We start from the raw sequence: 23,409 nt of genomic DNA on the forward strand, positions 1-23,409 counted from the left end.
CCCTCCCTTGGGGCCGCACCTCGATAGCGTCCACGCCGTGGTCCAGCGAGCAGGCGATGAGCACGGAGTACTCGATACCGGGGCCGGCCTGGCCAGGGAGTACTTCGCCGTCGAGGGGAATCAGCAACTCGAGGGCTGCCGTGAAGTCGCCCTGCAGGGTGGCCAAGAACCCCTGCACTGCCCGCAGCCGAAGGCTGTACGCCTGCACAGCAGGTTCGGCGTGTGGGCTGCACAGCCCGTCGAGCGCCTGCTCCGCCCGTCGCAGCCAGTGCCGCCCTTCCAAGAGTTGCCCCGCGCACAGCCAATAGGGCCACAGGTGGCAGGAGAAAGCGGCGGTGCCCAAAGGATCAGCTCCACCTGCTCCAACGTGCGGTCCAGAGCTACTCGGTGGTTGTCGTTGTCTTCCAGAGTGCGCGAGAGGAATGGTCAAGAGCTGTGGATCGGTTGAGTGCCATCGGCTCAGTCGAGCCGCTTCTTTGCGCGCCCCGCCCTCCGCCACATCACCGCCATCCCGAGCGCCAGGACGCCAGTGCGCCGAACCCGGAGCCATGGAGGCCCGGAGACGCGGGCGCACGTGGGCAAGTGCCTTATGCCTGCGTTCAGTTGGGGGTCGGCTCCAGGGCCAGGACGTGCTCGACCAAGGAGATGAGGACCTCCTTGCCGGACTCCCGGTCGCGTACGTCGCACAGCAGCACCGGGGTGTCGGCGGTCAGGTCGAGGGCGCGCGCCACCGCTTCCTGGCTGTGTGTTCGGATGCCGTCGAAGCAGTTCACAGCGACGATGAAGGGGATGTCGCGGCTCTCGAAGTAGTCGATGGCGGGGAAGCAGTCGGCGAGGCGGCGGGTGTCGGCGAGGACGACCGCGCCCAGGCAGCCCGTGGCCAACTCGTCCCAGACGAACCAGAAGCGGTCCTGGCCCGGGGTGCCGAAGAGGTAGAGGGCGAGGGTGTCGCGCAGGGTGATCCGGCCGAAGTCCATCGCGACCGTCGTCGTGGATTTCGTGGCCACGCCCTCCAGGCTGTCCACCGGACGTGAGGCCTCGGTGAGGGGTTCCTCGGTGCGCAGCGGGCGGATCTCGCTGACCGACTCCACCAGCGTGGTCTTCCCCACGCCGAAGCCGCCGGCGATCAGGAGCTTGAGAGCGGTGAAGTCGGCGGGCGCCGGGTGCGTGGCGCGGTCAGAGTGCACGGAGGCCATGGATCACTTCTCGCAGCAGGTGGGCGGAGGGAGGTTCTTTCCCGGCGGCGGTGGACCGGGGCGGGGTGATGTGGATCAGCCCCTGGGCGGTGAGGTCGCCGAGCAGGACGCGTACGACGCCGAGCGGCAGGCCCGAGTCCGATGCCAGGTCTGCTACCGGGCACGGTCCTTGGGCGCACTGGGCCAGGAGGCTGCGCTGCTCGGGCGGGATCGGGCCGCGGGGGGTGGCGGCCGTGGGGCGGACGATGGCCATCAGGTCGACGTGTTCCGCGCCGTTGTCCGTACGCGCGCGGCCCGCGGTCATGGCGTAGAGGCGGACCAGGGGGCCGGCCTCCTCGTCGTAGCGGTCGGTCCAGGGGTCGGGGTCCCGGTCGGCGGCGTCGGGCGTCGGTCGGCGGCCGGGTGGCAGGTCGGTCACGACGTCCTGCCGTCCGGCGTCGGGGTGCCGTCCGTCCTCGCGGGTACGGCGAGGTGCTCACGCACGCGCTCGACCAGCAAGGCCATCTCGTATGCCACCAGGCCGATATCGGCGTGCCCGTCGGTGAACACCGCGATGCAGGACCCGTCGCCCGCGGCGACCACGAAGAGGAATCCACCGTGCAGTTCGACCATCGTCTGGACGACGCCGCCCGCGTCGAAGTGGCGGCCCGCGCCCTTGGCGAGGGAATGGAACCCGGAGGCGATGGCGGCGAAGCGCTCGGACTCGTCACGCCCCAGGCCGCGCGAGGCGCCGACGCACAGGCCGTCGGTGGAAAGCATGACCACGTACCGGACCTCCGCGACACGGTCGACCAGGTCGTCGAGGAGCCAGTCGACACCGCCCGCGCCGCCCGTGCCATGGTCGTCGGGGTTGTCACCCAGGTTCGTGACGGTGAAGGTCGGGGTCATCGGTTTCGGAATCCTTCTTCGGTCGCGGTGTGAGGGTGGGGCGCTGCATGCGGGGCGCCGGACGGGCTTGCGGGGCCGGACGGTGTGCCCGGCTCGCCCTGAGCCGCGGACGCGCGGCGCCGGCCTGAGCGCAGGGACGCCATCGTGGCGCGCGCGGCCTCCGGGGAGCGGACGGCCGGGCCCTGGGCCGGCGGTGAACCAGCGCCCGTGTTCTCGTCACCGCGCAGTTCGGGGGCGAGGCTGGCCTGGCGCACCCGGCGCGGCAGACCGTCCTCCGAGTCATGGCTCGAGGTGGGGGCGGGCGAGAGCGGCGGCGGCTGGGGCGCCGCGTGACGGGCATGAGTGGGGGCTTGGCGGAGTGCAGGGTGAGCGAGCGGCGGCTCGGGCTCACGCTCCGGTCGGGGGATCGATTCCTGTTCGGGGCGCTGCTGTGCCGGTAGGGCAACGGCGACCGGATCAGGGACCGGTACATGAGCGGACTCCAACGCCCGCGGCTCCGGCTCCGGCTGTGGCTGGGGCAAGGGCCGCAAGCCCGGGTGTGGTGCCTCCAGGAGCTGCTGCGGCACGAAGACGACGGCGGTGACGCCGCCGTAGACCGAGCGGCGCAGGGTGACGTCCACCTGCTGGCGCTCGGCGAGGCGGTTGACCACGAACAGGCCGAGCCGACGCGAGTCGAGGAGGTCGATGTCCGTGGCCCGGATCTTCTCGTTGGCCGCGGCGAGCGCCTCGTCGCCCATGCCGAGGCCGCGGTCCTCGATCTCCAGGACGGCGCCGGCACCGACCTCCTCGCCCCGCACCACTACGGGGGTGTGCGGCGGCGAGAACGCGGCTGCGTTCTCCGCGAGTTCGGCGATCAGGTGGATCAGGTCGGCCACCGCCGTGCCGGCCAGAAGCAGATCGGGGATGTCGTGCAGCTGGACGCGGTCGATGTCGGCGGTCTCCGCGATGCCCGCGCGTACGGCGTCGATCAGCGGGACCGGGTTGCGCCAGGCACGGCCGGGCGCGGAGCCGGACAGGATGAGCAGAGACTCGGCGTGGCGGCGCATCCTGGTCGTCAGATGGTCCAGACGGAACAGGTCTTCCAGGTCCGAGGGGTTCTCGGTACGGCGTTCCATCGCGTCGAGGAGCTCCAGCTGGCGGTGGAGCAGCACCTGGCTGCGGCGGGCGAGGCTGACGTAGACGCCGGAGACTCCGGTGAGGACGGCGGCGCGGCCCGCGACGGCGCGCAGGGCGGCCCGCTGCACTGTGGTCAGCGCCGCGCCGACCTGGCCGATCTCGTCCCGGATGGGGGTGCGGGCGAGCGGGGCCTCGGCTTCGAGGTCGAGGTCGTCGCCACTGTGGATGCGGCGGATCGCGGCCGGCAGCCGGGTGGCGGCGAGCTCCAGAGCGGAGTTCCGCAGTCCGGTGAGGTCGTCGACCAGGCCGCGCCCGATGCGTACGGAGAGCAACAGCGAGAGGACCACACCGAGCAGGCCGAGGATGACAGCCAGGCCGGAGCTTCCCAGGGTCGCAAGGGAGTACGGCTGCGCGTCGGCGCCCGTGTCGACGGCGCCCCGTTCCGCTGCGGCAAGCCCGGCAAGGGTGTGTCCCGCAACGGAGTGCCACTCCCCCGCCGACACGGCGGACACGGCCCCCTTCTCACCGGCGTCGAGGACGGCGTCCTGGACGGTGGCAAGTTCGGTGGCGCTGCGGGACGCGAGAACGGCGCGGTAGCGGGCGGCACCCTCGGCCCGCAGGTCGGGCACCGCGGCTCTGGTGAGCCCGCGCTGCTGAGCGACGTCGCCGATGAACGCGCGGTACTGGGCGGCGGACATGGTGCCGCTCGCCTGCGCGGCGCCGAGCACGGCGTCCTGCCGGCTCAACGCCTCGCGGGCACGGGCCAGTTCGAGGACGGTGCGGGTGTTGGAGGCGCGGTCGGGGCGGTCGGCACCCGCGAGCCCGGCGCGCACAGCAAAGGCCCGGTCGACGGCCGTGCCGTACGCGGAGAAGACCGCGGCGGAGTCGTGGGGTGTCTCGCGCTGCTCGGGGAGGGCCCGTGCGCTCTTGAGCAGCACACTGATCCGGTCGGGCAGCTGGGCGTCGAGGGCCGCGAGATCGGTGCTGCTGGAGCGGATGCCCGCGCGCAGGGCCGTGACGGCCTTGTCCGTGCGCGAGCGGGCGGCATCGACATCGCGACGGGCGGACGGACCGGGAGCGGCCCGGTACTTCAGGGCGGCGGCACGCTCGTCCTGGACAGTGGTGGTGAAGTCCGCGACCGGCTTCACCAGGGCCGAGTTGATCTGCCGCAACTGCTCGGTGGACGAGACCTGCGACGCGGTGGTGACGGCAGCGTGCCCCCACAGGGCCATCAGCGACAGGACCGGCACCGTCAGCAGGGTGACGACCTTCGCTCGGATCGACTTGGGACGCCACCGTTCGGGCAGCAAAAAGCGTGCGGGCATGACCAGGATCTCCTTGGCGGTGCAGGAGTGTTGAGGGCGCGGGAAGTGGCGTTCGGCCCGGGGAACGGCAGCGGCGCAGGCGCGTGGCGGGAGATGCGCCGCGAAGATGACGAGGCTGCTCAGGGAGTCCGGATCAGGCGACCGGAAGCTCGACCTCGTGCAGCGGCCGGGCCGCGGCCTCGCCCTCGGCGCGCTCCCGCGCCGTCGGGGACAGAGCCACGAAGGCGCAGGTGAGGAAGAGGAAGGAGCCGAGGACCACGGCGAGCGGCAGGATGAACGCGGTAGCGCTCGCGCCCGGCAGAGGTGCGTTGCTCGCATGCACGTCCACGGTGACCGCGGCCATGCCGGTGTAGTGCATGCTGCTCACCGCGAGCCCCATCACGAGGGCGGCGACGGCGGCAACGACTGGGCCCCGCACGCAGAGCGCGGCCCACAGCGCCGCGGAGGCCGCAGCGATCGCGATGACGACGGAGGCCGTGACGACGGCCGGGTCGTAAGAGATCGTGCCGTTGAGGTCTACGGCGGCCATGCCGATGTAGTGCATCGCGGCCACTCCGAGTCCGGTGCCGACGCCACCGAACAGGATGGAGCGCACGCGGGACTTGCCATATCCGGCGGTGAAAACTCCGGCGCCGACGACTGCGATGGCGACGAGGAGGCTGAGCAGGGTGAGCGGGATGTCGTAGCGGATCGCGGTGCCGTCGACGGTGTAGCCGAGCATCGCGATGAAGTGCATGGTCCAGATTCCGGCACCGATCGCGATCGACGCGCTGACCAGCCAGTTCCTCCTGGACCGCCCCCCGGCTGTCAGGGCACGCACGGTGCAGCGCAGTCCCAGCGCGGATCCGACGACGGCCATGGCGTACGACAGGACCGGCGTCGCCCAGCCTCCGGCCATGTGGTGCATGTGACCCACGGGTTTCCTCTCACTGTCCTGTGTCGGCCCCCCGGCGACCGGGACGCTAGCACGCAGTGGATCTCTGACCATGGGGCGGCGAAATGCGCCTGCGGGCGGGTTACTGGACGGTAAAGCCCTGGTTCAACGGGCTTTCAGGCCTCGGCTCTTCATCTCTCGCCGACACCGGTGCGACTCTTGTCACGTCGCACATCCAAGCGCTTCAGACACCCTGGACGAGACGCCCAGGTCCGGACGTCAGGGACATATACGTTCAACTGAAGGCGGGGCCGGTGGCGCTGGAGTTGAGAACGGCCGACTCGGTGGCGAGCCGACGGACGGACCCTCCCGCCCAGCCGGCGCAGGTGCCGCACGGCAGCGCTCTGTGCGGCGTGTTGTCGCGACGCGTGGCAGCGCAGGCTCCACGGGGGTGCACCACGCGGCGGCCCCACCGGGTGAAGGTGAAGCCGCCGCCGCGCCGTTGGGTCCGTCAGGACGGACAGCCGGAGTCGGCGATCACGAAGGTACCCGGCGAGGTTTCTTCCAGGGTGTGGGTGACGTAGTGGTTGTACAGGCCCATGTTCTGGTTGGAGCCGTTGGCATAGACGTACCCGAGGCTCTGGTGGGCGCGTCCGGCGGCGACCTGGTTGTAGTTGTTGTCGGTGTAGCACTGGTGGGTGGCACCGGTCGTGGTCGCCTGCGCCGAGGTGGAGGACGCGCCTACGGCCCCGGAGCCGTCCACGGCGGCCACGGTGTAGCTGTACGTCGTGCCGGGGGCGAGCCCGGTGTCGGTGAACGAGGTCGAGGAAGGCGAGCCGACCTGGGTGCCGCCCCGGTAGACCCGGTAGGAGGCCGCACCGTCGACGGCGGCCCAGGAGAGAGACGCCGAGGTGTCGGTGGTGGCGGTGACGGTGAGCCCGGCCGGGGCGGGCAGGGAGCCGCCGCCGTCCGTGGCGTCGAGGCCCCAGGAGTGTCCGATCCAGTACGAGGCGCAGATGTTCATGTCCGGCAGGTACTGGCTGGCCGTGCCGCACTGGGTGGCCCCGGTGCCGGGGTCGACGGCCTGGCCGTGGGACATACCCGTGATGCTGTACGACTCGACAACGGCTCGGCCTGAAGTGTCCTGGTAGACCTTGTGCGGGTAGCCCTGCACGGTGTCGCTGACGTCGGCCGTGGCGTCGGTGGCGTGGACGTTGGTCCACTGCTCCACGAGTTCGGTCATGTTCATCGGCGCGACAGTGGTGTCCTGGGAGCCCTGCCACACCGCCACCGTCGGATAGGGGCCGCTGTAGCCGGGATCGGCCGCGCGTACCTTGTCACCCCACTGCTGCGGGGTGAGGTTACTGCCGGGGTTCATGCAGGACAGACCGTCGGTGACGGTGCGGGCGCAGTCGAAGGGAAGGCCGGCGGCCACCGCCGCGCCGGAGAAGACGTCCGGGTAGGAGGCCGCCATGACCGCGGTCATCGCCCCGCCCGCGGACAGACCGGTGACGTAGACGCGTGAGGGGTCGGTCCCGTAGTCGGCCGCCATCTTGTCGACCATCTGCTTGATGGACAGCGCCTCGCCCTGGCCGCGCGAGAAGTCGGACGACTGGAACCAGTTGAAGCACGAGTTGGCGTTGTTCGCGCTCTTCTGCTGGGGCAGCACCAGAGCGAAGCCCCAGGTATCGGCCCACTTGGTCCAGCCGGTCTCGCCGTCGAACGCCGAGGCCGACTGGGTGCAGCCGTGCAGGGCGACCACCAGCGGGCGCCCGGACGGCAGCCCGTCGGGGACATAGCGGAACATCTGCAGGCTGCCGGGGTTGGAGCCGAAGCTCGTCACCTCTTGCAGGGACGCGGCTTGCGCCGGTACCGGGGACAGCAGCCCGAGGGTCAGGGCGATGACGGACAGCACCAGCGCGACGGCGGACCCGGAGCGCGGCCGCCATCCGCGTCCGGCAGGCCGCCGCACGCGTCGGAAGCGGCGTCGCGAGGAGTGGGGGGAAGCAGGATGCATCGTGCCACCAGGTGATCGCGATGGATGGGGGGAGGAACAACCCCCGGCCCTGGCCGCTTGGCACCGAACAGCGGTACATGTCCCAGGAGTTGCCGGGAGGTTACGTCCGGCCGGTCGGCGACAGTAATGGTGACGCGCCCCACCTCGAAGGAGTGCGGGCTGTGGGCCGTCACCGTTGCGCCACGCGGGAAGGCCACGGCGGCGGATGATGTGCCTGATGCCGTCGCACGGGCGTCACCAGGCGCGTGAGCGTGAGCCGCCCGAGCCCGAGCAGGGCCGAGCACCGCGATCCGAAGGCGCGCCTGCTCTTCCCGCTTCGCTTCATCAAGTTCGGAACGACAACAGGTACTTACGACGTGGTGCGCGATTGCGCGATTGAGGGTGGGACGTGCTGGCCTGGCGGTTCGGCTTGGGGTGGTCACCTCTCGGCGCTGCGGTCGGAGGCCGGGCCGGCGATGGCGAGGTGGGTCTGGTCGTAGTACTCGCGGCGGCCGAGGTAGCGCTGGAGGGGGCGCCACTGCTTGTGCTCGGCGTTCGCGTGCTCCACGCAGATACGCTCGGAGGACTGCTGGTGGCGTTCCTTCTCGTACGCTGCCCACTCCTGGGCCGGGGCGTTCTTCTTCGGCTTCAGCGGCGGGGCGCTGACCTGGTCGGGGAACTGTTAGAACAGGTCGGCGATCCCTTCCGTTCTCACGGCGCTCCGGTCGTGCATCCGGCCGGGACGGATCGCGCCGGTCCACAGGGTCCGGCCCGCCTCGTCGCTGATCACGGTGGCCTTCTTGGTGTTCTGCCGCAGTTTCCCCGAGACGAAGGCGCGCCGTCCCGGCTTGTTGGCCTTGGGGCGGCGCACCTTCACCTCGGTGCCGTCCAGCCGCAGTTCGACGCCCTTGGCGCGGGCGTAGGCGAAGACGTCGGCCAGGGTGTGCAGGCGCACGTGGGGCTCGCCGGGGACGGCGAAGCCGCGGGCGGCCAGCAGCGGGCGCACCTCGTGGACCGCGCGGGTGATCGTGGAGCGGTCCACACCGTAGAAGACGGCCAGGGCCGCGTGGGGCAGTTGGAAACGCAGGATGACCAGTGTCGCGATCACTCGATCGGTGAACACCAGCTGGTGGTCCGGGCCCGCTCCCGCGGCGCGGAGCCGGCCGTGACCTCGCCGGTTGTGCAACCAGCCCTCCTCCGCTGCCGTCCACGGAGCGGTCAGCTCGGCGAGCAGCTTGCCCAGGTGCTTGCGGGAGATGCCGGTGCAGATCCGATGTGACAAGGCCGTGGGGAGTTGTCTCGCAACAGCCCCAACTCGCACGGCTGTTGTCATCTTCCCGGGCCGACTCCGCGACCATCGCGCACAACGTCGTAAGCGGGACGAGGGCCGCGGCGGCACCGTCGTCCTCCGCGCCGGCGGTTGCAGGGCCCGCCCCCCACAGCCGCTACTCGTCCAGCGCGTCCCGTACCGCCCGCTGCACCGTCTCCCCGTCCGCGCCCAGGCCCCGGGCCTCGGTCACGAAGCGGAGGGCCAGTTCCGCCAGTTTGGCCGGGTCTGGTGTCCGGGTCGGTGCCGGAAGCGGGGCCACCCGTGTCCCCGCCCCACGGCGGGTGCGGATCAGGGACGCCGCCTCCAGTTCGCGATAGGCCCTCGCCACCGTGCCCGCCGCCAGGCCCAGGTCGGCCGCCAGCTGGCGCACCGTCGGCAGGCGTTCCCCCTCAGGCATGCGGCCCGTGGTGATGAGTGCGGCCAGCTGGGCGCGGATCTGTTCGTAGGGCGGGACGGGGCTCGCGGTGTCGACGTGGACGGCGGGACCGTTCACCGGCGCACCCCGGCCTTGGGCGCGATCACCGTGAACAGACACCACGGCACGGTGACGAGGGCGACCAGGGCCGTGGGCCACAGTGCCCAGTTCGCGAGGCGCCCCACCGTGCCGTCGCAGCCGATGTCCATCAGCGCGCCCGACGCCGTCGAGGCGGCGCCGAGAAGGGGCGCGGAGACCAGCAGCCCCCATGCTGCGACGATCGCCAGCGACCGGTCGCGGCGGGTCTGCTCGTCGCCGGGGCGGCGGGCGATCCGGGTCAGGGACCAGACGCACGCGGTGGTGGAGACGGCGAGGGCGACGAGGATGGGCAGGCCGTAGAAGAGACCCGGCCAGGGGCTCGTGCTCGCCGTGCTTCCGTCCGGGCAGGTCACGGTCAGGGAGCGCCCGGCGCGGCCCATGTCGTCGGGCGAGGCGACCACGGCGGCCACCGCCAGCAGGACGACGAGGACGGCGGCCTCGGCGAGGAGCAGCAGGGTCATGCGCGGTGGCACGTAGTCGCGAATGCGGCGCGGCGCGAGACCGGCCGTGCGGACGGTTCCCCGCGGCGGCGGTGTCAGCGCGTCGCCCACCAGGACGCCGGCGACCGCGCAGAGCCCGAACACCGGGATGGCGTACAGGATGCCGACGCCGAGGCCGTCGTTCGAGCCGACCAGGCGGGCGGCGACGAGTCCGACGAGCAGCCCGGCCCAGCGCGCATAGCGGTCGGTGGCGGTCGGGCGTGGGACGGTGCCGAGTTCGTGCATGAGAAACCCCCGTGTGCTCGCACTTGTACTCACCGCTTGTATCAAGCGGTGAGTACAAGATGCGGCCCAGTGGGAGTTTGTGTCAAACGGTTGATACAACTCGCGTGTCCGGCACCACCCAGCCGGTCACCTCTCCGAGCCCGACCGTGTCCCGGCCGGATGCACGACCGGAGCGCCGTGAGAACGGAAGGGATCGCCGACCTGTTCGAACAGTTCCCCGACCAGGTCGGCGCCCCGCCGCTGAAGCCGAAGAAGAACGCCCCGGCCCAGGAGTGGGCAGCGTACGAGAAGGAACGCCACCAGCAGTCCTCCGAGCGTATCTGCGTGGAGCACGCGAACGCCGAGCACAAGCAGTGGCGCCCCCTCCAGCGCTACCTCGGCCGCCGCGAGTACTACGACCAGACCCACCTCGCCATCGCCGGCCTGGTCTCCGACCGCAGCGCCGAGAGGTGACCACCCCAAGCCGAACCGCCAGGCCAGCGCCCCACCCTCAATCGCGCACCACGTCGTTAGTGTGCCGTTGGGGTGCACCCAACGCGACAGATGTGTCGCAGGCGTGGGGCCCACTTGGATGTACCGAGGTAACGATCACTCCGCTGATCTGGGGTTTTTGCGCTGGTTGGCATTGAAGCGCGCTTTCTTCTGACGATTCCCGCACGTGTTCATGTCACACCATTTGCGGGTGCGGCTTTGGCTGGTGTCGAAGAAGGCGGCTTGGCAGGTCGGTGATGCACACAAGGCCAATTTTCCGTCTCGTTCGCCCGCGATGATGCTGATCGCGTCGGCGGCGATCACGCTGAGGGCATCTTCCACGCAGGAAGCCGAGCTGAGCCGCCATCGCCGCTTGCCCTCGGGCGTCAGGATCGCTGCGGCCCGACCTTGAGCGCTGCAGTCATTGATGACTTGGACAGCAGATGCAGGGAGAGCGTCCTGGATCGCGGCCGCTGTCGCGGCGGCGTGAATCGACTCCCTCAGTTCCCGAGCGAGGTCGAGCTGGGCAGTGGTGCAGGAGTCCACGGCGAGGCCGTTCACTGCCAGCCAGTCGACGAGTCGATGCGGCGTGGGAATGCGCTCCACGGCGTCGCCATGACGCTCCGACAGAGTCCCCGTGAAGCTGGTCGCCAGCACGTTACCGAGGCGGAAGTCAGGGAAGCCAGCACGCATGGAACCACCTTAGCTGGTTGCAGCGTGGCTCGGAGAACTGCTAGAACCGCCTTAGCCGGTTCGCGATCGGTCGTAGCCGGTCCCACGATGGCCAGGAGGTCTCATGCCCCGTCCGACCAGCGACGTGCAAGCATTTGAAGCCCGCGCGACTGACGCTGACCTCGACGATCTGCGCGCGCGACTGGCCGCGGCGCGACTGCCGGAGGCTGAGACGGTCTATCGCGCCGCGCCCGACCCTCGCCGATGGGAGCAGGGCGTTCCCCTCGCCGACCTCGTCGATGTCGTGAACTACTGGCGCACCGGGTACAACTGGCGGTCGTTCGAAGAGCGCCTTGACCGGATCGGCCAGTTCCGCACGACCATCGATGATCTGGGAATCCACTTCCTGCACCGCCGATCCGCGCGCGCAGACGCCACTCCTCTGATCTTGACGCACGGCTGGCCAGGCAGCATTGCCGAGTTCACCGATGTAGTGGACGAGCTGGCAGATCCGAAAGACGCAGACGCGCCGGCGTTCCACGTCGTGGTCCCGTCGCTGCCAGGCTTTGGTCACAGCGACAGGCCGGCCACCACCGGGTGGGGAACCGAAAAGATCGCGGCCGCTTGGGTGGAACTGATGGGAAGGCTCGGCTACAGCAAGTTCGCGGCCCACGGCGGCGACTGGGGAGGCAATATCACCACGGTCCTCGGCGGCAGGTTCCCGGCGCACGTTCTCGGCATCCACACAACGTTCGCGGAGGCGCCGCCCGGGTTGACGACGGACGGGCTGACGGCGGTCGAGCGCAAGTGGACCGAGGAGACCCGCGATTTCTGGCGCCACCGCGCGGCGTACGCGAAGCAGCAGGCGACCCGACCGCAGACCATCGGCTACTCGCTCGTCGACTCACCGATCGGGCTTCTTGCCTGGATCCTTGACAAGTTCGCCGAGTGGTCAGACACCGAAGACAGCCCGTTCGAGACGATTTCCAGGGACCGCATTCTTGACGACGTCACCCTGTATTGGCTGACGCGGACCGGCGCGTCGTCGGCCCGCATCTACTACGAAAGCCACAACTCGCTCGATCCCGAACTCCGGGTCGACGTCCCCTCAGCGATCACTATGTATCCCCGCGACATCGAGAAGTGTCCGCGCCCCTGGGCACAGGAGCGGTACCGACAGATCGTCCGATGGAGTTCACCCGAAATCGGGGGACATTTCCCGTCGCTGGAGGTTCCCGAGTATTTCGTCAAAGACCTACAAGAGGGCCTCGCGGCAGTGCTGGCCGCCAATCGGTGAACGCGGCTGGATTGCCGGTACCCGATCACCGCCCGATCCGGGCTCAAGGCGTTGCCCGACGGCTTCCAGACCGAGTTCATCGAGACGGCAGAATGCGGTCAGACAGGGCGCGGCGAAGAGAGCGTGGAGCCTGTCGAGGTCTTTCGGATGGGTGTAGAAACTTCCATCCTGGAAGACCTCGACGTTTACCCGCCAACACCCCCGACTGCACCCTCAACTGCGAAGAGCCAGTTTGCGCTGGCCGAGCACGGCGTGGTGCTGAGAGGTGCAGGTCGCGCCGGTCGCTCGTTCGCGTTGAAACGCCGACGTCTGGAAGGCCGAGGGGCCGTGCCGGGAACAGCCGCTGCGGTCGGCACGGTTGCATCGACCGAGGGACCGGCGCCGCACGGGCGGGGAACACGGAGACCACAAGGTCGTTCGCCCCGCCAGGATCCGGACCCCGGGATCGCGGTACGCCCGCCGCGGACTTGGACCAAGACGTATTCCTGCAGGAGGACTGTTTCATGACTGACCGGCCCTTGACGCTCATGGCAGTGCACGCCCACCCCGACGACGAGGCCACCGGAACCGGAGGGGTCCTCGCGCGGTACGCGGCGGAAGGCATCCGCACGGTTCTCGTGACGTGTACCGACGGCGGTTGCGGTGACGGACCGGGGGGTGTCAAGCCGGGTGATCCCGGACACGATCCGGCGGCCGTCGCCTTGATGCGCCGTCAAGAACTCGAGGCGAGCTGTGAGGTGCTGAAAGTCAGCGATCTGGAGATGCTGGACTATGCCGACTCCGGGATGACGGGCTGGCCGAGTAACGACGCCCCCGGATCCTTCTGGCAGACGCCGGTGGAGGAAGGCGCCGCCCGGCTTGCGGAACTCATGCGGCACTACCGGCCCGATGTGGTCGTCACCTACGACGAGAACGGCTTCTACGGTCACCCCGACCACATCCAGGCACACCGGATCACGATGGCGGCGCTGGAGATGACCGAGCTGACACCGAAGGTGTACTGGACGACGGTGCCGCGCTCGGGGATGCAGCGGTTCGGCGAGATCATGCGCGAGTTTCACGCGGACATGCCGGAGCCGGATCCTGCCGAGGCCGCCGCGATGGCCGAGATCGGCCTCCCCGACGATGAGATCACCACGTGGGTGGACACCACCGCGTTCAGCGGTCAGAAGTTCGATGCGCTGGCCGCGCACGCCAGTCAGGGCGAGAACATCTTCTTCCTCAAGATGGGCAAGGAGAGGTTCGCCGAGTTGATGGGCATGGAGACCTTCGTACGTGTCCAGGACGCCACCGGCGCGGCCGTACCCGAGAACGATCTCTTCGCCGGACTGCGCTGATCCGCCCGTCCGACCGGGGCCCGGGAAAGCGCATCGGCCGCACGGCGCGATCGAGCGGTCACACACCCGGTGGCTTGTCCACCCGAGTCCCGCTCCGGCAGCCTGCGCCCGGGCCCTCGCCGGCGGCGTCACCGCGTGCCCGCACTGCCGACCCGACACCGCGCTCGTCCCCGATCCACCTGGCAACCGCACAGGTGGGAGACCTGTGGGCTGCTGACTCGGAAGGTGCGCGGCAGCCCGGGTCACAAGCCCGGCGGTCTGCTCCGATCAGGACAGACCGCCGGGGAAGCGAAACGAAGCTGAGAATCCGATGTCCGACACGCCATGAGGCAGCGGGAGAAGCCGCAGGTCACGACGGCGGTCTCCGACACCAGTCGCGAGACCCTACACACCATGCAGGGTCTCGGATTTCGTTGCACAGTCTCACGGTCCGCTTCATAGCGGCTGCACTTGTGAAGCGGCCGTGAGACAGGCAAGTCGGTGCGTTCATCCTTGGTTCTTGCGCCGGCCGGGCAGCGTGCTTGAGTCGACACCAGAGCGTCAGGTGCGGTGAGCGGTTGAGCAGCTGCTGGAAGAAGTCCGTCGACTCACGCCTTCGCTGTGCCTCGCCGCCGCGTTCAGCTGCCGGGCGTGAGTCCCAGCGTGTCGAGGACCGCGTACACCCCGAGGAAGAGAATTGCCGCGCTGCTCAGGACGAGGGCGGCGGTCAGCCAGGGGTTGGCGCGGAAGCGGGGCGGGACGCCGGTGTAGCGCAGGCGCCAGACCGCGACCACGACCGCGAGCAGGAAGATGCCGCCGCCGATGCCGCCGATCTGCACCATCAGGACCGGGGACTGGACCCACAGGAAGAAGCACATCCACACCGGGGGCAGGCAGCAGGTGAGGATACGGATGGTGCGGGTGCGCGAGCGCAGGTCGTGCCAGTTCACCACGCCGAGCAGGCCGAGGGTGTTGGTCCACAGGCGCGGGACGCTGGCCGACGAGGCGACGGTGACCGAGAAGAGGACGGCGATCGCGCCGGCCAGGAACAGGTACTCCGCCCAGGGGCCCAGCGTGTCGGTGTAGATGTGCGACAGCGTGGTGATCATGTCATTGCCCTCGGGCACCAGGCCCTGCGGGTGGAGTACCGAGGCGCCGATGACGTAGAAGGACAGGGTGCAGACGGTGCATATGATCCAGGAGACACCCACGTCGAGCCGCATAACCTTGAGCCAGCCCTCGGCCCGCTGGGCGCGCTGCTCCGTACCGTCGTCCGGGCCGGTCCAACGGGCATAGCCCTTCTCCAGACACCAGTACGTGTACGTCGTCATCTCGTCGGCGCCGACGCCGGTGATGCCGAACATGGCGAGCGCGATGCCGACCGTGCCCGCGGGGATCTGGAAGCTCAGTCCGCCGGCGAGCTGCTCGGTGCCGTATCCGAAGGCGGTGAACGGCAGGGCGAGGGCCAGGCCGAAGGTGATGATCGTCTTGAGCGTGATGCCGACGACCTCGACCCGTTCGACGACGTGGTACTTGCCCGTCTGGAGGATGAGGATGGCGGCACCGGTGACGATGAGCGCCCAGATCGTCAGCGATGGTGTGCTCAGTGATGCGCCGTGGATCGGCAGGAGGATGGAGCAGGCTGCCGCGGTACCGCCGATGATGCCGCCGCGCTGGAACATCTTGGCGAAGTCCATGCCGATCCAGAGCCAGTTGATCCAGCTCAGGCGGCCGATCCGGGGGCCGACGTCACGGAAGCCGTCGAGCGCCGGGCGGCCGTTGAGGATGGTCCAACGGGCCAGTTCCATCTGGACCCACACCTTGACCGCGGTGGAGATGATCACCAGCCACAGCAGGGCGAAGCCGGCCTTCGCGCCGAGCGAGGTGGTGGTGATCAGTTCACCGGAGCCGACGACGGCGGCGGACAGCACGAGTCCGGGGCCGAGCTGGCGCAGTCGGCCGCGGAAGGTCTCGGGGGCCGGGCGGGCGTCTTCGGTGCGCAGTGCGTACGGGTCGGTCTGCGCGGAGGGTGGCGCCGCCGTGGCGCCGTCGGTCGAGGTGGCCATGTCAGGTCCTTGGGGGATCCTCCGGCGTCGTCGCCGGAATCCGGAATGGGGACAGGGTCGTGCCGTGGTGCCGAGGTGTCGTGGTGCGGGGGTGCCGAGGTGTCGTAGTGCGGAGGTGCCGAGGTGTGGTGGTGCGGAGGTGCCGAGGTGTGGTGGTGCGGGGGTGCGCTGTGTCTCAACGCGCCTGGTGGCGCGGCTCGTTGCCCGTCAGTACGCGGACGACGTCCTCGGCCACCATCGCGCCCATGGCCTGGTTGGCCTCGGGCGTGCAGGCGGCCATGTGCGAGGTGAGGAGCGTGCGCGGAGCCTCGCGCAGGGGGTGGTCGGCGGGCAGCGGCTCGGTACTGAACGCGTCGAGGGCCGCGGCCCCGAGGTGCCCGGAGCCGAGCAGGTCGGCCAGCGCGCGTTCGTCGACAAGGCCGCCGCGCGCGGCGTTGACCAGGACCGAGCCTTGCTTCATCGCCGTCAGGCGGGCCCGGTCGAGCAGCGCGGTGCCGGACGGGTCGGGCGGGGTGTGCAGGCTGACGACGTCGGCCCGCGCCAACAGGGCTTCGAGCGCGAGCGGTTCGGCGCCGTGCGCGCGGACGTCGGCGTCCGGGACGTACGGGTCGTGGGCGAGCAGCTCCATCCCGAAGGCGCGCGCGTAGCCGGCCAGCAGACGGCCGATGCGGCCGAAGCCGACGATGCCCAGCGTCTTGCCGTGCAGTTCGGGGCCGAACAGCTTGGGCCAGCCACCCGCCGCCACCGCGGTGTGCGAGGCGGCGAGGGAGCGGGTCGCGGAGAGCAGCAGGCCGAAGGTGTACTCGGCCACCGCACGCGAGTTGCTGCCCGGCGCGCACACGACCGGAATCCCTCGCGCGTGGGCGGCGGCCACGTCGATGGTGTCGACGCCGACGCCGTGCTTGGCGATCACCTTGAGGCGGGGCGCGGCGTCCATCACCTCGGCGGTGATCACGTCCATGCCGACGATCAACGCGTCTGCGTCGGGCGCGTACCCGAGGAGTTCGGAGGCGGGCAGCGCCGCGTCCTGGGACGGTCGCAGGGGACCGGCTCCGGCCTCCTCCAGGATCTGCCAGGGGCGCGTCGAGTGCCGGGCGAAGGTGGGCGTCGTGATGAGCGTGGTCGGCATCAGCGCGTGCCGCCGCGCGCCGCGTCCAGGTGGGACGTGGCGATCTGCTGCAGGTGTACGACGTCGGCCGCCACCGTCGCGAACGTGAAGCCCTCGGCCAGGCGGCGGGCGGCGCTCGCGCCGTCGGCGTTGTGGATGCCGGCCGCGATGCCCGCCGCCTCGGCCGCCTTTCGGACGCGGGTGAGGGCCCGCTCGAACTCGTCCTGCACGGACGGGTCGGTGGAGGACGCGCCGCCGATGGCCAGGCGCAGGTCGGACGGGCCGACGTAGATGCCGTCGAGGCCGGGGGTCGCGCAGATCTCCTCGACATTGGCCAGGCCGTCGGCCGTCTCGATCATCGCGAGGACGGCGGTCTGCTCGTGCGTGTCGGCCGGGTTCGGGCCGATGCGCAGCTGGGCGCGCATCGGGCCGTACGAGCGGCGGCCCAGCGGCGGATAGCGGACGGCGGAGACGGCGTCGGCGGCGTCCTGCGCGTTGTCGATCAGCGGGACGATCACGGCAGTCGCGCCCGCGTCGAGGGCCTTGCCGATGTAAGTGAGGTCGTTGGCCTCGACGCGCACCATGCCGACGGCGGTGCTGCCCTTGGTGTCGGTGGCGAGGAGGTTGTTCAGCATGCCCTGGTAGCCGAAGAGTCCGTGCTGGGCGTCGAAGGCCAGGTAGTCGTAGCCGACGCGGGCGAGGCGCTCGGCGGCGATCGGCGAGTCGAGCAACGACCAGTAGCCGATGAGCTGTTCACGGTTGCGCAGGGCGGCGGTGAACTCGGCAGAAGTGCGGCCGGTGGCCATGTTGTTGTCTCCGTTACGAGAGGGGGCGAGGTCAGCGGTTGTAGGCGGGCATCGGGCCGCGCAGGCGGGCGCCGACCTCGTCGCAGGCGGCCAGGACGTCCGTGGGCAGCGGGCCGGCGGCTGCGGCGGCGATGTTGGCCTTCAGATGCTCGACCTTGGAGCCGCCGAGCAGCAGCGCGTCGGTGGAGGGCCGCGAGAGGAGCCAGCGCAGGGCCAACTCGGTCAGCGGCAGGCCCGCGTCGGAGGCGATACGGGTGAGGTCGGTGACGGCGCGGAACAGATCCTCGTTCCAGTACCGCTCGCGGTACATCGCGGCCAGCTTCGAGTCGCCGAAGCGCCCGCCGTCCGGGGCCTGTTCGAAGCTGTGTCGGCCGGTGAGCAGGCCGCCGCCGAGCGGGTTGTAGACCATCGTGCGCAGGCCGGTCGTGGCGGCGTACGACGCGTATTCCACGTATTCCTCCTCGATGCGTCGCGCGAGGAGGTTGTGCAGCTGCTGGGCGACGACCGGGCGCGGGGCGCCGACCTCGTCGGCCACACGGCTGAGTTCGGCGATCTGCCAGGCGGCGAAGTTGGAGACGCCGAGGGCGAGGACCTTGCCCGCAGTTACGAACTCGGCGACGGTGGCCAGTGTTTCGGCGAGCGGCGTCCTGCGGTCCGGCTGGTGCAGGTAGAAGAGGTCGACATGGTCGGTGCCCAGGCGCTTGAGGCTTCCTTCGAGCGCGGTGCGCAGGCCCTCGGCGGAGAGCGGCGCGTGCTCGCCCTGGTCGGGGTGCGGGATGCCTGCCTTGGTGGCGAGAACCACCTGGTCGCGTCGGCCGGGCAGCAGCTCGGCGAGGATGCGCTCGCTCTCGCCGCCCGCGTAGCCGTTGGCGGTGTCCACGCCGGTGATGCCCGCGTCGAGCGCGGCGTCCAGCATCGCGGCGGCCGTCGCGCGGTCCGCGGTGTCGCCGAAGGTCATCGTGCCGAGGACGAGGGGGGACAACGGGACAGGGACGTGCGGGAGTTCAAGGCCGACGGTCACGGCGGGTTCCTTCCGAAGCGGGTGGTGCGGGTGGCGCAAATGGTGCGGGTCGTGCGGTCTCGTGCTCGTACGCGATCTCATGCGTGATGTGCGCATCGCGGGTGGTGTCCCGTGTGGCTGCGCGGCTTCGACCGGTCGCCGCGGTGGCTCCGGGCGGTGCGCTGCACTGCGGCCGGGTGCGGCGCGATGTCCTGCATTGTGCTGCGATGTGCGGTGCAAGTCGGTGTGCGCCGTGCTGTGTTAGCCCAGTACGCGTCGGGTCCACGAGGGCGACGCGGTCCGCGGGTGAGGGCCGTCGGCGCCACCGGAACGCTCGCACGACTGCGTGAATCACGCAAGAGGTCTCGCGCATTTCGCGCAACATGTGTCATGATCCGGACCGGGCCGCCCAACGCCGGGCGCGCCCAAGGAGGTTCGATCCCGTGGCTTCCCTGCCCCCACGCCCGTCCGTCCCGCCGCCCACGCCTGTGCCAGTACTGCCGTACGTCCTCGCGCTCGCGGACGACCTGTCCGGCGCGGCCGAGACCGCCTGCGCGCTCGGCGGCCCCGTCCGTCTGTCGCTCACCGCCGCAGACGTGACCGAGAGCCCTGCCACACACGACCTCGTCGTGGACCTGGACACCCGGCACCTGCCGACCGCCGAAGCGGCGTACGCCGTGCGGACGGCGCTGCGCGCGGCGCAGGCCGGCCCGCCTCGCCTGCTGTACAAGAAGGTCGACTCGCAGCTGCGCGGCCACCTCGCCGCGGAGGCCGCCGCCTACGCCGAAGGCGCCGAGGCCGTCGTCGTCGCCCCCGCACTGCCCGCGGCCGGGCGCACCGTGACCGGCGGCGTGGTGCACGTGAACGGCGTTCCGCTGCACCGCACCGACGGCTGGCGCGCGGAACGCGCGGCCGCGCCCCGCTCACTGCCCGAGGCACTGTCCGGCCTGCCGGTCCGTACGGTCCCGCTCGACGTCGTACGCTCCGAACCCGCCGCACTGGACGCGGAGTTCCGGCGGATCGCCGACTCCGGCGCGCACCCCGCTCCGGACGCCGAGACCGACGCCGACCTGGATGCCGTGGCCGCGGCGGCGCTGCGGCTCGGCCCCGGATTCCGGCTCCTGGGCAGCGGCGGTCTGGCGCTCGCGCTCGGGCGTGCGATGGCGCGTCCCGCTGCCACCACTCCCCCGCCCGTGCCGGCCCGGGACCGCGCGCCGCTGCTCTTCGTCGTGGGGACCGCCGAGCCCGCAGCGGTTGCGCAGATCGCGCACCTCACCGCGCTCGGCGCGCACCATGTGCAGCTGGATCCGGCCGGCCTGGCGGCGGGCACGCTCTGCCTGCCGCGTACCGCCGTCACTCCTGCCCTGACCGTGCTGTCCATCGACGGTTCGGCAGGTCTGCGCCCCGGCGCGGGGCGGGCCCTCAGTGCCGCCCTGGGCGCACTCACAGCCGCGTACCCGGGCCGCCCCGACCTCGTCCTGACCGGCGGCGAGACCGCTCGCACCACCCTGGACGCTCTGGGCATACGGGAGTTGGAGCCACTCGGCGAGATCCACCTCGGCGCGGTCCACTCCCGCACCCCCGACGACCGCCGCGTCGTCACCCGCCCCGGCAGCTACGGCGCCGAGGACTCGCTGCTGCGTATCGCTGCCGCGCTACGGCCCCACCTGGCCGCCGCCCCGGCAGCCACCTGAACCCTTCACCGCCCGCCTCCCTGCTAGGAGTTGTCCTCATGAGCACCCCCCTCCCTCTCATCGCCGTCACCATGGGCGACGGTGCCGGCGTCGGCCCCGAGGTCGTCGTCGCGGCCCTGCTCGACCACGCGGTCCTGACCCGCTGCCGTCCCGTCGTCATCGGCGACGCGCAACGGCTGCGCGAGGCCGCCCGCATCCTCGGTCTGGAGTGCGCGATCGCCGCCGTCGACCACCCGCGCGACGCCGAGTTCACGCCCGGCCGCGTCAACGTCGTCGACCTCGGCCTGCTCCCCGCCGACCTGCCCTGGGGCAAGCTGTCGCCGGTCGCGGGCGACGCCGCGTACGCATACATCGCGCGCGCCGCCGAACTCGCCGTGGCAGGAGACGTGCACGCCATCTGCACCGCCCCCCTCAACAAGGAGGCCCTGCACGCCGCGGGCCACATCTACCCCGGCCACACCGAACTCCTCGCCCACCTGACCGGGACCGAGGAGGTCTCGATGATGCTCTCCACCGAGAAGGTGAAGGTCATCCACGTCACCACGCACATCGGCCTGATCGACGCCGTCAACCGCATCGAGCCGGGCCTCGTCGAGCGCACGGTCCGCCGCGGCCACGAGGCGATGGTGCGCGCCGGCACCCCGAACCCCGTCATCGGCGTCTGCGGCATCAACCCGCACGCGGGCGAGAACGGCCTGTTCGGCTACGGCGAGGAGGGCGAGAAGATCGTCCCGGCCCTGGAGAAGCTCCGCGCCGAGGGCGTCGACGCCCGGGGTCCGCTGCCCGCCGACACCGCCTTCTTCCTCGCCTCGCGCGGCGACTACGACCTGATCGTCGCGATGTACCACGACCAGGGACACGGCCCGGTCAAGGTTCTGGGCATCGAGGCGGGTGTCAACCTCACCGTGGGACTGCCCGTCATCCGCACCTCTGTCGACCACGGCACCGCGTTCGACATCGCCGGAACGGGCGCGGCGGAGGCCGGTAGCATGGTCGAGGCGCTGCGCCAGGCGGCCGAGATGGCGACGGCGCCGCTCGCTCCGGCGGCCTGAACCGCCGTCCCCTGCACCGCCGTTACCACCGCACCGTAGAGGACTCCGCAGATGCCGCCGACCACTTCCCAGGCACGACGCGACCGCATCGTCCACCTCGCCACCACCACCGGCCTCGCCAGCGTCGAGGAACTCTCGCAGCTCTTCGACGTCACCCCCTCGACCATCCGCCGCGACCTCGCCCGCCTCACCACGGAGGGACGCCTCGCGCGCACCTACGGCGGCGCGATGGCGCTGTCCGCGCACCCCGAGGCGTCGCTGCGGCAGCGCACGGGTGAGGCGTACGAGGAGAAGCGGGCCATCGCCCAGTGGGCCGCCGGGCAGGTCGAGCCGGGCGAGACGCTGCTCCTCGACGCCGGTACGACGGTGGGCGCGCTGGCCCACGAGCTGCGCAGCGCCAAGGAGTTGACGATCGCGACCACGGGCCTGACGGCCCTGCACGCCCTCGCGGACGCGGAAGGCGTACAGGTCGATTGCCTCGGAGGCACGCTCCGTCCGCTCAGCCAGGGCTTCGTCGGCCCGCTCACGGAGGCCGCGCTCGAGCGCATGTCCTTCGACCGGGTCTTCCTCGGCGCCGACGGCGTCACCGTCGACCGCGGCATCTGCGAGGCGGACCTGCGCCAGACCCGTCTCAAGGAACTGATGGCGCGCCGCGCCGACCGGGTCTATGTGCTGGCCCATGGCGCCAAGCTGGGGCGTGCGCCCTTCCACGCGTGGGCGAAGCTGATGAAGGAATGGACCCTGGTCACGGACGCGTCGGCACCCGCCGCGGAGATCCGCGCCTTCGAGGCAAGTGGGGTACGTGTCGAGATCGCCCCGCCCGCGGGGACGTGACGGCACGAAACCGATCTCGACGTGCCTGTCCACTGCACCCCTGGGGCCCGCACGGATCTGCGGCACTCGGCGCCTCGAAGGCTCAGTAGCTCTCAACTGTCAGACCTCCCAACTAGTGCCGCAGCAGGTAGCGTTCGCCCCGTTCGTCCGGCCGGTCCCGCGTAGTTGGTGGGCTGTATCTTGGCGCCGTGGAATACCTGGTTGAACTTCGACGTGAACTGGATGCGTTCGGCGCCGCGCTGGATGGTGATTTGTCGGCTCCGGTCGAGCACTGCGGCGGTTGGAGGTTGGTGGATCTGGCCGTGCACATGGGAGCGGGGAACCTGTGGGTCGTCGCGGCGGTGCGGGAGGGGCATGGCGATAGCTATGACGAGGGTGCCGCACCCCGTGACCGGGCTGGTCTCAAGGCTTGGTATGCCAAGACGGCGGACGCGCTCGTGCAGGCCCTGTCGAATGATCCCTCGACCGGGGCGTGGACGTTCTTCCCGCCGCACACGGTCGGGTTCTGGCGTCGGCGCCGCAGCCAGGAAACGCTGATGCACCGGTGGGACGCCGAGTACGCGCTCGGCTCGGCGACGCCGATGGATGCGGCGCTCGCCGCCGATGGTGTCGCCGAGGTCTTCGACACCATGGCCCCCCGCATGATCTCCAAGGGGGCCGCCGCCTATCCCGAGCAGGCCGTGCGGATCACCACCACCGACTCTGGCCGCTGCTGGACTTACGGGACCGGTGAGCCGATCGCGGAGGTCTCGGGCACTGCCGAGGACCTGCTGCTGATGTTGTGGGGGCGTAAGCCTCGGGATACTGGATCGGTGACCTGGGTTGGGGACCGTGAGGCGGGGTTGAGTGTGCTGGCCGGGCCGCTGGTCCCCTGACTGAAGAAGGGACAGGCCGCCTCGAAAAGCTACAGCGAGGCGAAGCGGCAGACCGCGACCCTGCACAAGAAGGTGGCCCGGCAGCGGCAGGACGCCAGGCGCAAGTGGGCCAAAAAAAGGTAGTGCGTGATCACGACCGGATTGCGGTCGAGGCTTCCACGGAGGTTTCCCCCTGGTCGTGGACACCCTGGACACTGGATCTATGAAGTTCCAGAGATCAGGAGTTCCCGTTGGGGACCTACAAGTACTCGGCT

The 23,409-nt window shown here is 70.6% G+C and carries 20 protein-coding genes and 2 pseudogenes; 8 read left to right on the plus strand and 14 right to left on the minus strand.

Going from position 1 to position 23,409, the window contains the following annotated elements; genetic code table 11:
• Positions 1-599: 599 nt before the first annotated feature.
• From ACWFR4_RS44030 to ACWFR4_RS44070, 9 genes and pseudogenes are all read right to left on the minus strand, one after another.
• Positions 600-1,196, minus strand: a complete 597-nt coding sequence (locus tag ACWFR4_RS44030; RefSeq protein WP_453657120.1) for a GTP-binding protein — start codon at positions 1,194-1,196, stop codon at positions 600-602.
• Positions 1,177-1,614: a DUF742 domain-containing protein gene (locus ACWFR4_RS44035; RefSeq protein ID WP_453657122.1), complete on the minus strand. Its 438-nt coding sequence runs from the start codon at positions 1,612-1,614 to the stop codon at positions 1,177-1,179. Before ACWFR4_RS44035 ends, ACWFR4_RS44030 begins: the two co-directional genes overlap by 20 nt.
• On the minus strand, positions 1,611-2,057 hold the full coding sequence (locus tag ACWFR4_RS44040) for a roadblock/LC7 domain-containing protein (RefSeq protein WP_453455229.1): 447 nt from the start codon (positions 2,055-2,057) through the stop codon (positions 1,611-1,613). Before ACWFR4_RS44040 ends, ACWFR4_RS44035 begins: the two co-directional genes overlap by 4 nt.
• Before the next feature lie 23 nt (positions 2,058-2,080).
• Positions 2,081-4,525, minus strand: coding sequence for a sensor histidine kinase (locus tag ACWFR4_RS44045; RefSeq protein WP_453657124.1), 2,445 nt, complete (start codon positions 4,523-4,525; stop codon positions 2,081-2,083).
• A gap of 133 nt (positions 4,526-4,658) precedes the next feature.
• Positions 4,659-5,441 (minus strand): MHYT domain-containing protein, encoded by a 783-nt coding sequence (locus ACWFR4_RS44050; protein ID WP_453455190.1) that lies wholly within the window; start codon positions 5,439-5,441, stop codon positions 4,659-4,661.
• A gap of 469 nt (positions 5,442-5,910) precedes the next feature.
• Positions 5,911-7,317: an extracellular catalytic domain type 1 short-chain-length polyhydroxyalkanoate depolymerase gene (locus ACWFR4_RS44055; RefSeq protein WP_453657142.1), complete on the minus strand. Its 1,407-nt coding sequence runs from the start codon at positions 7,315-7,317 to the stop codon at positions 5,911-5,913.
• Between the two features lie 517 nt (positions 7,318-7,834).
• A pseudogene (locus ACWFR4_RS44060) lies at positions 7,835-8,728 on the minus strand (transposase family protein).
• A gap of 112 nt (positions 8,729-8,840) precedes the next feature.
• Positions 8,841-9,218 (minus strand): GntR family transcriptional regulator, encoded by a 378-nt coding sequence (locus ACWFR4_RS44065; protein ID WP_360477223.1) that lies wholly within the window; start codon positions 9,216-9,218, stop codon positions 8,841-8,843.
• Positions 9,215-9,964: a hypothetical protein gene (locus tag ACWFR4_RS44070; RefSeq protein ID WP_453455184.1), complete on the minus strand. Its 750-nt coding sequence runs from the start codon at positions 9,962-9,964 to the stop codon at positions 9,215-9,217. The genes ACWFR4_RS44065 and ACWFR4_RS44070 overlap by 4 nt, the downstream gene beginning before the upstream one ends.
• A gap of 177 nt (positions 9,965-10,141) precedes the next feature.
• Here ACWFR4_RS44070 and ACWFR4_RS44075 point away from each other — a divergent pair, with 177 nt between their 5' ends.
• The gene (locus tag ACWFR4_RS44075; RefSeq protein WP_453657126.1) at positions 10,142-10,417 is read left to right on the plus strand and encodes a transposase; all 276 of its coding nucleotides are present in this window, start codon (positions 10,142-10,144) and stop codon (positions 10,415-10,417) included.
• A gap of 135 nt (positions 10,418-10,552) precedes the next feature.
• Here the strand turns inward: ACWFR4_RS44075 and ACWFR4_RS44080 are convergent, their stop codons facing one another.
• Positions 10,553-11,128 (minus strand): CGNR zinc finger domain-containing protein, encoded by a 576-nt coding sequence (locus ACWFR4_RS44080; RefSeq protein WP_453657128.1) that lies wholly within the window; start codon positions 11,126-11,128, stop codon positions 10,553-10,555.
• 103 nt (positions 11,129-11,231) lie between these two features.
• Between ACWFR4_RS44080 and ACWFR4_RS44085 the strand changes: the two genes are divergently transcribed.
• Positions 11,232-12,404: an epoxide hydrolase family protein gene (locus ACWFR4_RS44085; RefSeq protein ID WP_453455176.1), complete on the plus strand. Its 1,173-nt coding sequence runs from the start codon at positions 11,232-11,234 to the stop codon at positions 12,402-12,404.
• Between the two features lie 503 nt (positions 12,405-12,907).
• A complete protein-coding gene (locus tag ACWFR4_RS44090) occupies positions 12,908-13,741 on the plus strand; it encodes a PIG-L family deacetylase (protein WP_453455174.1) in 834 nt (277 codons plus the stop codon).
• Positions 13,742-14,358: 617 nt separating this feature from the next.
• On the opposite strand, the gene ACWFR4_RS44095 is transcribed toward ACWFR4_RS44090, so the two are convergent.
• The 4 genes from ACWFR4_RS44095 to ACWFR4_RS44110 all read right to left on the minus strand — a co-directional run bounded on the left by ACWFR4_RS44095 (position 14,359) and on the right by ACWFR4_RS44110 (position 18,721).
• Positions 14,359-15,786, minus strand: a complete 1,428-nt coding sequence (locus ACWFR4_RS44095) for an Nramp family divalent metal transporter (RefSeq protein WP_453455171.1) — start codon at positions 15,784-15,786, stop codon at positions 14,359-14,361.
• 175 nt (positions 15,787-15,961) lie between these two features.
• Positions 15,962-16,915 (minus strand): phosphoglycerate dehydrogenase, encoded by a 954-nt coding sequence (locus ACWFR4_RS44100; protein ID WP_453455168.1) that lies wholly within the window; start codon positions 16,913-16,915, stop codon positions 15,962-15,964.
• On the minus strand, positions 16,915-17,700 hold the full coding sequence (locus tag ACWFR4_RS44105) for an HpcH/HpaI aldolase family protein (RefSeq protein ID WP_453455165.1): 786 nt from the start codon (positions 17,698-17,700) through the stop codon (positions 16,915-16,917). Before ACWFR4_RS44105 ends, ACWFR4_RS44100 begins: the two co-directional genes overlap by 1 nt.
• 31 nt (positions 17,701-17,731) lie before the next feature.
• The gene (locus ACWFR4_RS44110; RefSeq protein WP_453455162.1) at positions 17,732-18,721 is read right to left on the minus strand and encodes an aldo/keto reductase; all 990 of its coding nucleotides are present in this window, start codon (positions 18,719-18,721) and stop codon (positions 17,732-17,734) included.
• 422 nt (positions 18,722-19,143) lie between these two features.
• On the opposite strand from ACWFR4_RS44110, the gene ACWFR4_RS44115 reads away from it, so the two are divergent.
• The 5 genes and pseudogenes from ACWFR4_RS44115 to ACWFR4_RS44135 all read left to right on the plus strand — a co-directional run.
• Positions 19,144-20,394 carry a four-carbon acid sugar kinase family protein gene (locus ACWFR4_RS44115; RefSeq protein WP_453657130.1) on the plus strand — a complete coding sequence of 417 codons (1,251 nt, stop codon included), beginning with the start codon at positions 19,144-19,146 and terminating at the stop codon, positions 20,392-20,394.
• 38 nt (positions 20,395-20,432) lie between these two features.
• On the plus strand, positions 20,433-21,446 hold the full coding sequence (gene pdxA, locus ACWFR4_RS44120) for a 4-hydroxythreonine-4-phosphate dehydrogenase PdxA (RefSeq protein ID WP_453657132.1): 1,014 nt from the start codon (positions 20,433-20,435) through the stop codon (positions 21,444-21,446).
• A gap of 51 nt (positions 21,447-21,497) precedes the next feature.
• Positions 21,498-22,280 carry a DeoR/GlpR family DNA-binding transcription regulator gene (locus tag ACWFR4_RS44125; protein WP_453657134.1) on the plus strand — a complete coding sequence of 261 codons (783 nt, stop codon included), beginning with the start codon at positions 21,498-21,500 and terminating at the stop codon, positions 22,278-22,280.
• A gap of 188 nt (positions 22,281-22,468) precedes the next feature.
• Positions 22,469-23,155 (plus strand): maleylpyruvate isomerase family mycothiol-dependent enzyme, encoded by a 687-nt coding sequence (locus tag ACWFR4_RS44130; RefSeq protein WP_453657136.1) that lies wholly within the window; start codon positions 22,469-22,471, stop codon positions 23,153-23,155.
• A gap of 6 nt (positions 23,156-23,161) precedes the next feature.
• Positions 23,162-23,307: pseudogene (locus ACWFR4_RS44135) on the plus strand (RNA-guided endonuclease TnpB family protein); the annotation flags it as partial.
• Between the last annotated feature and the right edge of the window lie 102 nt (positions 23,308-23,409).

It is taken from the genome of Streptomyces sp. NPDC055140, assembly GCF_053607285.1.

Coding starts and splice junctions, on each gene's coding strand:
- ACWFR4_RS44030 (WP_453657120.1), bottom strand. CDS start 1,196: ATGGCCTCCGTGCACTCTGACCGCGCCACGCACCCGGCGCCCGCCGAC.
- ACWFR4_RS44125 (WP_453657134.1), top strand. CDS start 21,498: ATGCCGCCGACCACTTCCCAGGCACGACGCGACCGCATCGTCCACCTC.
- ACWFR4_RS44045 (WP_453657124.1), bottom strand. CDS start 4,525: ATGCCCGCACGCTTTTTGCTGCCCGAACGGTGGCGTCCCAAGTCGATC.
- ACWFR4_RS44080 (WP_453657128.1), bottom strand. CDS start 11,128: ATGCGTGCTGGCTTCCCTGACTTCCGCCTCGGTAACGTGCTGGCGACC.
- ACWFR4_RS44085 (WP_453455176.1), top strand. CDS start 11,232: ATGCCCCGTCCGACCAGCGACGTGCAAGCATTTGAAGCCCGCGCGACT.
- ACWFR4_RS44100 (WP_453455168.1), bottom strand. CDS start 16,915: ATGCCGACCACGCTCATCACGACGCCCACCTTCGCCCGGCACTCGACG.
- ACWFR4_RS44095 (WP_453455171.1), bottom strand. CDS start 15,786: ATGGCCACCTCGACCGACGGCGCCACGGCGGCGCCACCCTCCGCGCAG.
- ACWFR4_RS44105 (WP_453455165.1), bottom strand. CDS start 17,700: ATGGCCACCGGCCGCACTTCTGCCGAGTTCACCGCCGCCCTGCGCAAC.
- ACWFR4_RS44090 (WP_453455174.1), top strand. CDS start 12,908: ATGACTGACCGGCCCTTGACGCTCATGGCAGTGCACGCCCACCCCGAC.
- ACWFR4_RS44070 (WP_453455184.1), bottom strand. CDS start 9,964: ATGCACGAACTCGGCACCGTCCCACGCCCGACCGCCACCGACCGCTAT.
- pdxA (WP_453657132.1), top strand. CDS start 20,433: ATGAGCACCCCCCTCCCTCTCATCGCCGTCACCATGGGCGACGGTGCC.